The organism is Calothrix sp. CCY 0018, assembly GCF_963920925.1.
Taxonomy (GTDB): Bacteria; Cyanobacteriota; Cyanobacteriia; order Cyanobacteriales; family Nostocaceae; genus Rivularia.
Genome location: NZ_CAWUDI010000002.1, coordinates 1 through 13187, shown reverse-complemented (window position 1 = coordinate 13187; position 13187 = coordinate 1). Strand labels below are relative to the sequence as shown.

General features: G+C 39.1%; 11 protein-coding genes. 3 read left to right on the top strand and 8 right to left on the bottom strand.

Going from position 1 to position 13187, the window contains the following annotated elements:
- Positions 1 to 9 precede the first annotated feature (9 nt).
- Positions 10 to 1569 (bottom strand): AAA-like domain-containing protein, encoded by a 1560-nt coding sequence (locus ACM03V_RS01530; RefSeq protein ID WP_414618988.1) that lies wholly within the window; start codon positions 1567 to 1569, stop codon positions 10 to 12.
- Positions 1570 to 1781: 212 nt separating this feature from the next.
- Here ACM03V_RS01530 and ACM03V_RS01525 point away from each other — a divergent pair, with 212 nt between their 5' ends.
- Positions 1782 to 2078, top strand: coding sequence for a hypothetical protein (locus ACM03V_RS01525; protein ID WP_414618987.1), 297 nt, complete (start codon positions 1782 to 1784; stop codon positions 2076 to 2078).
- Between the two features lie 178 nt (positions 2079 to 2256).
- Here ACM03V_RS01525 and ACM03V_RS01520 read toward each other — a convergent pair whose 3' ends face one another.
- The 3 genes from ACM03V_RS01520 to psbP all read right to left on the bottom strand — a co-directional run bounded on the left by ACM03V_RS01520 (position 2257) and on the right by psbP (position 4763).
- Positions 2257 to 3411, bottom strand: a complete 1155-nt coding sequence (locus tag ACM03V_RS01520) for a succinylglutamate desuccinylase/aspartoacylase family protein (RefSeq protein ID WP_414618986.1) — start codon at positions 3409 to 3411, stop codon at positions 2257 to 2259.
- 97 nt (positions 3412 to 3508) lie between these two features.
- Entirely contained in the window at positions 3509 to 4102 is a 594-nt protein-coding gene (locus tag ACM03V_RS01515) for a Maf family protein (protein ID WP_414618985.1), read from the bottom strand.
- Between the two features lie 112 nt (positions 4103 to 4214).
- Entirely contained in the window at positions 4215 to 4763 is a 549-nt protein-coding gene (gene psbP, locus ACM03V_RS01510) for a photosystem II reaction center PsbP (protein ID WP_414618984.1), read from the bottom strand.
- Positions 4764 to 4834: 71 nt separating this feature from the next.
- On the opposite strand from psbP, the gene ACM03V_RS01505 reads away from it, so the two are divergent.
- Together ACM03V_RS01505 and ACM03V_RS01500 are read left to right on the top strand one after the other, a co-directional pair.
- Entirely contained in the window at positions 4835 to 5452 is a 618-nt protein-coding gene (locus ACM03V_RS01505) for a hypothetical protein (RefSeq protein ID WP_414618983.1), read from the top strand.
- 267 nt (positions 5453 to 5719) lie between these two features.
- Positions 5720 to 6712 (top strand): DUF2278 family protein, encoded by a 993-nt coding sequence (locus ACM03V_RS01500; protein WP_414618982.1) that lies wholly within the window; start codon positions 5720 to 5722, stop codon positions 6710 to 6712.
- Between the two features lie 47 nt (positions 6713 to 6759).
- On the opposite strand, the gene ACM03V_RS01495 is transcribed toward ACM03V_RS01500, so the two are convergent.
- The 4 genes from ACM03V_RS01495 to ACM03V_RS01480 form a co-directional block, all read right to left on the bottom strand.
- A complete protein-coding gene (locus ACM03V_RS01495; RefSeq protein WP_414618981.1) occupies positions 6760 to 8148 on the bottom strand; it encodes a PP2C family protein-serine/threonine phosphatase in 1389 nt (462 codons plus the stop codon).
- A gap of 855 nt (positions 8149 to 9003) precedes the next feature.
- Positions 9004 to 10611, bottom strand: a complete 1608-nt coding sequence (gene ftsY / locus ACM03V_RS01490; protein ID WP_414618980.1) for a signal recognition particle-docking protein FtsY — start codon at positions 10609 to 10611, stop codon at positions 9004 to 9006.
- Positions 10612 to 10795: 184 nt separating this feature from the next.
- A complete protein-coding gene (gene nusB, locus ACM03V_RS01485) occupies positions 10796 to 11440 on the bottom strand; it encodes a transcription antitermination factor NusB (protein WP_414618979.1) in 645 nt (214 codons plus the stop codon).
- A gap of 377 nt (positions 11441 to 11817) precedes the next feature.
- Positions 11818 to 12585, bottom strand: a complete 768-nt coding sequence (locus tag ACM03V_RS01480) for a DUF502 domain-containing protein (protein WP_414618978.1) — start codon at positions 12583 to 12585, stop codon at positions 11818 to 11820.
- Positions 12586 to 13187 lie beyond the last annotated feature (602 nt).

Genomic DNA, 13187 nt, shown 5'->3' with positions numbered 1-13187 from the left:
TAACTTTATTTATGCTCGGATAACAGTAATAGAACGTTGATTTTCTGTCACAACAACCTGCGTAGACAAACGTTCTTCAATTGGTAATGCATTTTTACGTCGATCAAATACAAGTAACCAACCTTCATTTAATCCCAAACGGGCTAAATAGGATTCTAATTGCTCAATTCCTTCGGTTTGGGGGTCACGCTTCTTTTCACGCCATACTTTTAATTCAATACCAAGAATAGTAGAACCATACCTTAAGCATAAATCCATTCTGTCACTACCAATTGCGTATTCCCGTTCCAACGTTCCACCACCATTGACAACGCGATGTAAGAAAGCCATTAATACTAAGTGTGGCGCAATTTCGTGGTATCCAGTAGTACCTAATAATGGTTCTCCATGCTGTCGCCAAAACTTGATAAAAGCTTCGAGTAAAGCATCTTTATTTAATTCCCCTTCTGGGTTTAACCAAGTTGGTGCAATCATTGGTAGGGAAGCCATTGGTGTCACCGTTAATACCCTGGGCAAAACCTCGCGATAAATTGGATTGGCAATTGTTAATCCACCTTGAGGATGCATTTTGCACAAACCCAAATCAATTACAAATTGAATATCGTCGTTGGGTATATTCCCCAATTCCAAACCCGCTAACATTGGTTCAATAATCGCTTTTATCCTTGGTTCCCGTAGGCGTTCGGCTAAACTATCAAGATGGGTGTCTCGACGAGCAATTAATATTTCCTTGGCTTGTAAAATATGCTCTTTGGTAATAGCAATACTTCTATCCTTAACCATTTTTTCCACAACTTCCTTAGCTAATGCATTCACTAACCAAGGTTGTCCTTGAGTTAGATCGAAGGCTGTTGCGGTGGCTTCGGGTGTAAAAATTTGTCCCGTTTCTTGCGTATGTTGTTGGTATAATTCTTGCACCTCGGAGGCGTTGAAATTTCTTAAGGTGATGGAACTGACTTTGATATTAAAAGGACTAGATGTATTTAATCGATCGCTACCACCGGATGCAACCTTATAATCGCGCACATCTCGTAAACCAATTAAACCCAACGATGAAGGAAAATTCTCTGGACGATTGGGAAAACCATCCCGTAATTGTCGTAAAACTGAAATTAAAGTTTCGTTTTGTAGGGAATCAATTTCATCGATAAATATTACTAGAGGTTTCGTTGAAGCCTTTGCCCAAGTCTGTAAAAAAGCTCGAATTCTGCGTCCTGATTCTTCTTTCTGCCATTGATAGCTCACGGGTGGTTGCAATTCATCGGGCAATCGGATCGAAATTGTATCGTACCAAGTTCCTACAATTGCTAATTCTGCCGCACCCACATCATTATTAAAGGCACTACCCACTTCTGCTGACACCATTACAGCAGTGTAACGTTCACTTGCGGTAAGTTGTTGTGCTAGCGATAGCATGGCGGTTGTTTTACCCGTTTGTCGCGGTGCGTGAACTACAAAATAACTACGCTGTTGAATTAGCTCCTCCAAATCCGGCAATCGTGTTGTCGGAGATAGCATATAGTGGATATCGTCTTGGCATGGACCAGCAATATTAAACCAGCGAGGCATGGGGTGTTTGCAGATGCGGACATTTTGAGTTTAGACGATTTTGGTCAAGATAGTCTAAACCTTTTGTTGCTGAGATTATTTGAGATTTATAGCGTGGTCATGGCTAATATCTATGCAAATGATAGAAAGTCGGTATTATTCTTATGCTGTAATCAAGTCAATATTAAATTGTATTAATTATTAACCTTTCGACAAGATCAAAGGATTGAACTATGAAATCAGTGGTTGCAAGTTTTGCCTTTTTAAGCGTCGTAATTCTTTCTAATGGTGCGATTGCTCAGGCTCGAAGTGCTACCTTTTCTGGTAGAATTGCCCGAGTTTGGGAGGACGGATTTCAGTTGAATACTGGGAAACGTTCTATTACAGTTGATTCTTATGATATCTGTGGAGATAATACGGCTCGTCACATCAAAGCTGGCCAAATAGCAACTGTAACAGGTGAGTTTGAAGGGGGAGAATTCGATGCTTTCTCTATTACGAAGGCAAATGGAAAAAGAGCTTGTAAGTAGAGATTCGAGCAAATCAGTTCAGTTGTTGTAACAGACGCTATAAGAATTTGGGCATTGCTGAATCATGATATTAATTTTGCTGCCTCGTGCAATAGGTTGAGGCAGAGCCTCGCAAATTGCGTTCCCAGGTTGAACCTGGGAACAAGAAGTACAATGCCCCATTCCCCATTTCCCAATTTTAAATAATTCCTAATACAAACTCACCTTCATTTACAGCTTGATTCGCAGAAACATCGTAAACAAATCCATCTTGACTAGCAAAAATATCTACCGTCGTAGGTAATTTACCTTGTTTATTAAAACTAAGAATCTGATAAAGTTGTTCTCCTACTTTTACTTCCGCACCAAGGGCAATTCTTGAGTTAATCATTCCACCAACGGTTGCATAATATTTTGTTGCTTTACTTTTGGTTTTAAAACTCATTTGATTATTTTTTGGTGGAAAATCATCTAATTTAAAATCTTCAGCTAATACACCTTTTTGTTTTAAATAATTTTTTATCCCTCGAACGCCTTTTGAAACCGAATCGGGAATCATTTCCATTCCTCTACCTAGTTCAAGCGTCCAAGCTTCCACATCAAATTTTACCGTTTTACCTAACTGAAAAAAACACTCTTCTAACGCCAACCAAGGTTTAATAAAAGCTTCGTCGAAAGCATCTCCGTCATATTCATCTAATAAAATACCAAAATCGAGCAGGAAAAATTTAGCGCTTTCTTCGCGATCGCGAAAGTAGTAAAGATAGTCTAAGCCTTGATTTGTCGAACTATGAATATCGATCAAGTAATCTGCATTTAAGCTCAGGGATTGTAGTTTGTAGCTAAATTTATCGGTATAGGGTACCCCACACTCAGAGTTAATATCATCTAAAATCTTGACAAATTGCTGCTTGATTGCATATAAAAAATTATTTCTAATCTGCTCTAAATCTAAATCAAGTTGAGATCGAGCGAATGCTAATAATTGATTTTCCTTGTTTTTATTATTTTTATATATATTTTTTTCATAATCCCAAAAAATACGATTCCAATCCTTCGCTTCATAAGCACAATATCTACCAGAAGAAAAATGATGAGAGCGTTGATTAGTTCCCATAGGATTACAAGCAGGAAGCAGCCAGATTTCTCCAATTAAATCTGTATTATCCAACATCCATAAAAACTCAATTAGCTGGTGTATAACAGCATTCCCCACAATTTCCGCACCATGAAGATTCGATTGAATGTAAACTTTTTTGCCCGGATTCGCACCGATAAATTTGTAAACTTGTAGCGATAAAACATCACCAGAAGCCATTTGACGTAAAGGAATTGTGGAAATAATAGGGAGCATTAATGATTAAGAAAGATAATCCTAAATTTCCAAATTATCTTTTTTTAGGACTTACGCATAGTCCCCTAAACAAATTAGGGTTATTTTAATATTCGTCTTATCTCCAAAAATCAGTAATAGAATACCCCATCTCCAACAACATTATCCGCAACAACGGCATACTCAAACCAATTACGTTACTATGACAACCTTCGATTTTCTCCACAAAAACCGCACCTTTACCTTCTAGTGCAAAAGCACCAGCACATTTTAATGGTTCTTCGGTAGCAACATAAGCATTTATTTCTTTCTCGCTAACCGAAGCAAAATAAACTTTTGTAACTTGATGCTTGATTAAACTACGACTTTGTGTATTGTCAATAAAAACGTGTCCGGTAAAAAGTTCGCCGCAATTACCGCGCATCATCAGCCAGCGCTGACGTGCTTCTTCTGGATTCGCAGGTTTACCGTGAATTTCGCCATTAATAGCCAAAACCGAATCGCAACCCATAATTAAAGCAGTTTGAAAATGTGGCGCTACAGTTTCAGCCTTTCGTAAAGCCAGAGTTTCCACTAATTCCGCTGGATTATCAACTTGAATCTGCGACTCATCAAAATTGCTCGCATAAACAAAAGGTTGAATTCCAGCATTTTGCAGCAAACGACGACGCGCTGTTGAAGCAGAAGCAAGGACAAAAGTTGGAGTACCCATGTTTTTAAAGGGAGAGGGGGAGACAAGGGGACAAGGGGAAATCGGTTATGAGTTATGAGTTAGGAGTTATGAATTAAAAATGCCCAATGCCCAATGCCCAATTCCCAATTAATTAATCGACGCGGAAAGAACCTACGGAATCTTTAATCATTCGTTTCATGCGATTCCAACGTCTTTGGGGTACAGAAGCGTTGAAGGTGAATAGCTTACCGCGACTGACGGCGACGCTAGCAAGATTGTGACGCTCTCGGTTGTTAGGAAATTTTACTAGATATTCTAAGAAATAATAGGTTTTACCGTCTTCGCCTTGGGTTTGTTCGGCGTTAACTAATTCTGCTGTACGATTGGAACCTTCGGGAGCAAGAGCATTTTTTCCCAACTTATATCCGACTTCTGTAGGAGTACCCAATTCTGTTAAAGTTTGATTTGAGGGAACCGGACTCATTACTACGGAAACATTTTCAGTTGTTTGGATAAAATCATGAAAAACAACATCGGGGCCGTTATTTATGTCTACTTCCACCCAACCAGTAGGATATAGGAATTGATAGCCATCGGTTGAGTCTATATAACTGTTAAGTGCAGCGGCTGCTGCTGTACCCATATTAGTCAGGCACAAGCTAAATACTAAAAATAAAGTAATTGAAATTCGTTTCCACATTGGTTCTGGTTCCTGAATAGCTGGAAATAATGCTCCCCGTAAGGGTAATTTCTCGTTTTATTGTCCCACGTATGTTGACAACTTACGAAGTTCGCTGGTTTAACTTGGGTAATATTCCCGAAAATATTGAATCTTGGTTTAAGCACAGTTGCTTATTATCATCCACAAAATTACCTGAAAAAAGAGAAGATATATATCTTTACACCCCTGGATGCGATTATTTAGGGATTAAATTGCGTCAGGGAGGATTAGAAATCAAATGGCGTTATTTAGAAAAAACCGCGATGCAATTTAGTTCTGTAGTGGCAGGTAATGTTGAAAAATGGAAGAAGTGGCGTTGTTCGGATTCTAGTGAAGAAAGTTTTTCTCTTCAACAAATTGGTGATAATCCCGTCTGGGTAAAAGTCGGAAAAGTTCGTTATTCGCAGCTTTATCAAGTCGTAGGTAAAAAAGCACAAGCTGTTTCTAGTGATGGAGGTGTAGATAACGGCTGTAGTTTAGAACTTACCGACGTAGAAATCAATGGCAATAAATGGTGGAGTATTGGATTAGAAGCTTTCGGCGAAGATTGTGATTTACAAAATAATCTTCACGTGACAGCCGATGTTGTATTCAGTCGTTATGATATTTTTCCTTTGCAAGCTGAGAATTCTTACGGTTATCCGGGTTTGTTGGAATTAGCTGTTTGATGAAAACTTTCTGGGAAAAGTTGTTTGTTAAATAAGCTTTGTATTTTATAAGACTATAAATTTTTTAGTCATCTTTAGATGACTTGTGCTATTAGCCGTCTTGTTTGAACCCCAGGTAGATTTGGATGCAATCGAATGAGTAAATCTACCAATCGCAAAAAATCTTCTGAAAACTGGTTGTATAAAAAATTAGGTGTTATAACTGATACTTCTGCATCTCATCTACCCAATTAGTTAATAAAATCAGGTCATCAGGAGACATCTATTATGGCGTTAAAAAATTACGGTGTTCTCAAAGGTAACGCAGTTGATAGAAAATTAGGTTCTGGTAATAATCCCCATTACCAGGTACTTATCGATACTAATGGAGAAAAGCATCGTATTGCTATCAATGTAAAATCAAAACTCAGCCCTTCGGAATTACTTTATCTTGTAGACGATAATTTTGCACATCCAATTACTCAAGAGTTAGTTAAGTTGGATTACGGGTTTAATCACTTAGATCGAAAACCCGGCGGACTAGCTTTGGACTACGTTCGAGGTAATATGTTCGATACAACACAGATGAAACCATTACCTCATGATGTTCCTGGCCCCGATAACGATTTAAACGAATTAATTGAACTATATGTAGGGCGATCGCAAAGTAGCGAAGACGCTGTTATCTACGCTTTTGGTGAAAAATGGGGACCGGAAAATGATATTAAGGACAAGTATTTTGATTTTGTTCCCGGTAACGGTATTCATGACATCCACATGAATCAAGGTAGTGTAGGTAAATTCCAAAAAGATAACGGAGTTTGGCAAGATGGTGGTTTATTAATTCACTATCCAAACCGCCAGCAGTGGGTTGGTATTTTCTTAACTTTCCAATCGCAATCTTTCCACACTGACGATAAAAATGGTGACAGATTAGACTCGTTACTTGCTGCTAGTACTGCGGATGTTCGCATTTTGGCTGCTTTAGTTAATCCAGTAGGTAGCAACCGCAACACTGAAACGGTAACTTTAATTAATACCTCAACAGTAACGGTTGATTTAAGTGGATGGGCGCTTACCGATTACGACAAACGCAAGCATCATCTAGATGGCGCGATCGATCCAGGGGAAGTACTGCAAGTGCCTTTAGTTAATAACGGTATTTCTCTAAAAGATAAAGGCGGTACAATTACCTTACTTGATAAACAAGGTATCAAAATTGATGGCGTTTCCTATACAAAAGAAGACGTGCTTCATGAAGGTAAAACAGTAGTGTTTTAATTAGTTGTTAGGTTTGTAGTAAGGACTTAAGTCCTTACTACGAACCTTCATCGTGCTTGCAAAACAACTAAAGTCATATCATCGTTGTTTTGTCTCTCCGAACCGATGAATTGCTTAATTGTGTTAAATAGACAATCAAGTATTTCTTGTGGATCTTTGTAATGCTTGCAAGCGTTATTAAAGGCAATAATTAGGTTTTCTTCGTCGAAACGCTCGCCGGAAGGGGAAGCTGCATCGGTTAATCCGTCAGTGTAATAAATAATTGTATCCCCCGGTTCTAAGTATACCTGACCGTTTTCGTACTGACTGTTGGCTTCTAAGCCAATCAGCATTCCATTGGTATCCAATCTGCTGACGGTTTTGGTTGCAGCGTGCCACCATAAAGGAGGATTGTGTGCGGCATTGCTGTAAGATAAAAGCCGTTTTTGTGGGTCGTATTCCGAATAAAATAAAGTAATAAAGCGACTGGAATTATCCAAATCTGCATACATGACTCGATTCAAGTTTTGCAGAATTCGGGCTGGAGAATTTAAGTGCAATACCTCACCCCGTAACATTCCTCGCATCATCGTCATAATTAAACCGGCAGGTACGCCTTTACCCATCACATCCCCGATAACCATAGCCCAGCGATTGGCTTCGCTATCATCCGTACCTTTCCCTTTAACGATCAAATTATGATTCGTGGGGATAAAATCGTAATAGTCTCCCCCGACATGATTTGCTGGTTTACATCTGGCGGCTAAAGCTACACCGGGAATATCTGGACATTGACGGGGCAAAAGTCGCCGCTGGATTTCTGCACCAATTTCTAATTCTTGGTCGAGACGTTCTTTCTTACGTAATTCTACTCCCAATTCATCATTTTCAATGGCAACTGCCGTTTGATCGGCTACTAAGCGTACTAACTTTTGTCTAGTTTCCGTCCAGGTATATTCGGGGTCCCTGCTTAAAACGTAGAGCCACCCACGTTCCTTGTGTTTAACCAAAATTGCAGTACCAAAAGCTTGCATATCTGGCCCCAAACAACGATGCATATGAGCATCTAACATCCCAGTCGCGGTTGCTAAGGGTGTAGTGTTTGTTGGTAGAGAAATTTGACTGCTGAGTGCTTCTAACGCCTTACGTATATTTTTGCGCTGGCGGCTATCTTGCCAATGTAGCTGTTCTAATCGAACTTGACCATTTGGTTTGTAGAGAAACAAGGCGCTACCATCGGCATCCGTTACTCTAGTTGCCATCAGCGGTATTAGTTCCAAAAACTGATTTAAGTTATTGAAACTCCGCAGAGCAAATCCTAAAGACGAGAGTAAATCTTGGATTTTATTCTGCTCCCGATGCAGCCGTGCCACAAGTTCTTTGAGTGCCACCACTGGAGTGACATCTTTTGGGGCACTGCTATTACTTTGTGCTGGTTGGGAAGGCAGTTGAGACACAGGCGATTGTATTATATTGCTCTTTATAATTTGACGGTTAGCAGATAATTGATCGATCAAACAATGTCGAAGTAATGCTAAACCATATTGAGACAAGGTTTACAAGTTTAGCAAGAGTAGAAAGACAATTAGAGTAAATTTTATAACTATTTTCTTGTTTGATTTGTTTTGTTAATTTGTATAGATTTCTTCCTTGCATGGGTTTGGAGTTTAATACCAATTTACCTACCGCTAAGAATATTCCGATCTCATCACAAGTTTTTAATCTTTTCATAACTTGATTCTCAAATCATATACCTTCGGACGTAAAAAATATACATCTTAAACTATTACGGCTATATGCAGTTTTTGAACGCTAATTTAGGTATGTACAATATGGGGTCATAGCCTTTATGGGTGAGAGACTTACTCAATAATATTATGCAGGTAAATCAATCAATTAAGATGTTATCAACAGTATGATTTAGGAGAACAAAATTACGTATCAAATAAGCGGGAAAGTATACCCCAAGACCTTCAAATTAAAACTCAGTCGAGATATTTTATTGAATCATCACGTTTTTATCTTGTGTTTCCTCCTCAGAATATGTTTGTAGGTATAGCGGCGAAGCAACTATTTCACAAGTGTAAAATTTTCCTATAGCTCAAAAGCGTATAAATATCTTTCCCCCATCTGTGAGGGAAGATAACATATAAGTGGAATAATTCCCAATTCTTCTCAGAAAAATTTTGTTTTCTTTTGAATAAATACCTCGCAAAACAAAGACTTACGCCTTTATTAGATTTATCCTGCGTAAGCCTTTATATGGATTATTGCTTTGTATAACCGATTAAACTCCGGTAACTAATACCTGCTTAACCGCTGAGCAATGCTTCCACAAATTCGTAACTGGAAAAAGGACGTAAATCTTCCATACCTTCACCAGCCCCGATAAAGCGAATCGGTAAACCTAGCTGTTGTACCACCGCAAGAGCAACTCCTCCTTTGGCAGTTCCATCTAGTTTTGTCAAAACTACGCCACTAAGTTCGGCAGCTTGAGAAAATACTTCCGCTTGTCGCAATCCATTTTGACCTAATGTAGCGTCTAGAACCAACAGTGATTCTACTTTGGCATCCGGAGCTTTTTTCTTAATTATTCGCCGGATTTTACTTAGTTCGTCCATTAAATTTTTCTTATTCTGCAATCTACCTGCGGTATCTACTAGTAATAATTCAGTATTTCGCGATTGAGCAGCGGCGATCGCATCAAACACAACTGCTGCTGGATCTGTATTTTTCCCTGGGTTTGCAATTACTTCAACGCCGCTTCTTTCTCCCCAAACCTTTACCTGCTGCACTGCTGCGGCTCGGAAGGTATCAGCTGCGCCAATCAAACATTTATAACCAGATTTATTCGCCAGATGAGCTATTTTACCGATGGTAGTAGTTTTACCTGCACCATTTACCCCAGTCATCAACCAAATATTGAAACTGTCTTTATCTGGAGTAAAAACAGCGGATTCAGGAGATTCTAACAGCGGTTTATCTAAAATATCCCGCAGAATTTTCTTCAAATAAGCAATACCTTCTTCAGGTGGTAAAGCTTCTTGACGGAGTTTTTCCTGCAAAGCATTAATAATGTAATCAGTAGCTTTTATACCTACATCGGCTTGCAGTAATAAAGCTTCGATTTCATCTACCGCGTCTGCATTAAGCGGCCCTTTACCAACAATCGCTTTCAGCTGGTTAACTACACTACGACGAGTTTTATCTAAACCTTGCCGCAGCTTTTTCAGCCAGTTAATTTCTTCAATTGATACATCTTCGGCACGTCTACCTTGTGCTGCGAGGACTTCCGTAGACCATAAAAAGCCTTCATCAAATGGAAGTTCGGTTGTTTCTTGAACTGGTTCGCTAGTATCGCTTAATACCGCTGCTGGCTGCTCTACCTTGGAAGTGTCCGGTACTTCTATTGCACTCGCAACCAGTCTTTCCTGCCTAGCTTCTCGTTCGGCTCTGGCTCTTTCTAAGAAAGACAGCGGTGCTGCTGGCTCGGATATTTCTTCTGTTTCGACTTCTGTTTTGACTTCAGATATTACATCTTCCCCAGTAACAATAGCATCTGATGTTTCCACTTCCGATACAGTATCGGTAGTTTCTTCTGGTTGAGGCTCTGTACTTTCTTCTACAACTTCTTCAGATTGGGAAACTACTTCAGTTGCTTCTTGGGGAGATTCGGTAATTTCTTCAGATGTTTCTTCAACTTCAGTACTTACCTCAGTTGTTTGTTGCTTATCTTGAATATTTTTGTAAGCAGCTTTAGCAAAAGCCAGCAAATCTTCCGTTTGAGCCGGAGGAGATTCTGGAGTTGAGGATTCTTCCGTTGATGGTGTACTTACTTGTTCAATCTCTTGTTCCTGCTTCTGTTCGGAAGAAGCATCGGAAGACTTTTTATTTTGACGGCGAAACCAATTAAAAACCATTGCAGCAAATATTTTTAATTTTTAAATAATTATGAATAATTAATTATTAGAGCACAGAAGGAGTGGAAAGATGGGGAGATGGGGAGATGGGGAGACAAGGAGAAATTCCTAACTCCTAACTCTTAACTTAAAACTCCTAATCCAAAATCCCTGCATAAACGCATCCGTTGTTAAAATCCAAAATCTAAAATCCTTTAACCTGTTGCTCGGTGATTTTGCGTAAAACACCATTAATAAATCGATGTCCTTCATCTCCACTGTAACGTTTGGCGAGTTCTACAGCTTCATTGATTGCTATTCTTGGAGCAATATCAAAAAACTCCATATCAGCTACAGCAATACGAAGAATATCTCGGTCGATTTGAGCAAGTCGGTTTACTTGCCAATCTACTAAAGCAACAGATATTTTTTCATCTAGAAACTCACGTTCTGACGAAATTTTTCTCACCAGTTTAATAGCATATTCGTTTATTTCTTTGTATCTTTTATTTAATTCCTGACCCAATTCCAGAAAATCTATCGTATAAGCCAATCTATTAATTGCTGCCCTAGTATATTCAATTGCTTCTTTGAGCATTGTTCTAGAAGTATTTAGATCGGCAGCGCGAGTTTCGCTAGTTAAAAGCTTGTCGTTACTGTTCCTTAGTTCCTCAGAAGCATTTTCTAAACAATCTTTTATCTCCCCTCTGAGAGTACGTACTGTTCCCAGCACTAATTCGGGAAGTTGATCTTCTGTTAAGTTTTTGGGATTTACAGGTAACTGAGAAAGGCTTAACAAAGCTAGTTCGCGAGCAATTTGACGGGGTTGACGAGGTTTACGGTCTTGCATAGCAGTATTAATATAATTCAGGTGAGAGTTAACTTTGACGCGAAACTAAGAGGATGTTTTCAAAGTATCTGGCGGTTAAAACCGCTACTACACAGGCAAAGTCCACCTCCGTGGACTAATTAATTTTTAACCCGCGCAGGCGGGTTTGGCTTGTGTAGCCAAGCCACTGCGTTGCGCGGGATAAGCGCGTTGTAGCAAGTGGCGCGTGACTTATAGTCGCCAGGTAAAGTAAAGTATTAAATCCATAAGCCATTCGGAAGATCGAAATTTTCTCTACAAAGCCCGCTATTCGCGTCAAAGAAAATTAACTTCTATAAAAATTAATCAGTACTGCTCAAAATACCACGCAACCAGGTACTGCGAGGCAACAATAAACATTAAGCTTCTTCAACAGGAATTACTTGCCGCTTTTTTTCTCGCGTTTCTATTTTACGTTCTTTAGGTATTTCCAGAGGAGGTAAAACAGCCGATTGAGAAACGATGCCACCAGATATCAATATTTTGAACGCTTCTTCTATCGACATTGAGAGGTTAACCACATCTTTTTCCGGAACCACTGCATACCATCCCGTAGTGGGATTAGGAGTAGTGGGAATAAAAACGCTTAACATTGCTTCGGGCATTTTGGCTTGAATATCGCTATTGATATTACCCGTAACAAAGGCGATCGCCCACATTCCGGCTCGCGGATACTCGACCAAAATTACGCGACGAAATTTATTGTTAGTATCTTTTAATAGCGTTTCTAAAAGCTGCTTAAGGGTTTTATAAATCTGTCCGGCTAAAGGAATTGCTTGTAATAAGCGCTCTCCAAAATCAAGTAACCATTTACCCGCAATATTGCGAGCCATTAATCCAATTAAAAGAATACTTAGTAGCGGTACCGTAAACCCCACCACAAAATTTAATACATTAATTAATAAAGGGTGCAACCCCTCAAAAGGATTGAGTTGCTTGGGTATTTGAGTTAGAAAATCGATTACCCAAATGGCAATAGTAACTGTTAACCAAATAGTGGTTGCTAAAGGAATTATTACCAGCAAACCAGCAATTAGGTCATTTTTTAGGTCTTGCTTCCAGCGTTCGTAACCCAAGCCCTGATTCTCCTTAATACGGCTAGTGGAATTTCTGTTATTAACATTCATACCAGCTTGCTTCGTCCAATTGTTCTGAATATTAGCTTTTTATAGCTGCACGCCCGTTCTTAGCAACTTTCCGCCACTGGCTGTATTCTTAACACAAGCAAGAATATTGGCAATTCATTATGGACTTGATAATTATATTCCCTCTCTACATCTAAATTTATTGCCATTACCTTTAATGCAAGAAAAAAAGATTAAATCACAAACCTTTTTTTCACCCCACACCACTATAATCTTCACGGCAACAGGTCGATTAACCCATTATTTGGGCTGAATTACAATTAACTATTTACCAGAATTAACCAGTTTTCGCTTTCTGAGGTCATAAAAAATGCACTCCACAAGATATTTTCCTATCCTAGCAAGCGGCTTATTAGTCCATACATCTAATTTTACTTTTAAGACTTGTAAACGAATGTTGCAAATCATAAACCATATTATTAATACTACCGCGCCCTCGAAAATACTGCTTGCGATAGTAAAACAGTTAGGAGTTAGGAGTTAGGAGTTAGGAGTTAGGAGTTATGGAATTTTGGATTTTAGATTTTAGATTGTTAGAGTCGATGCCTGGTATTATCCAGGGCACCTCTCCTTCAGAACCGTGC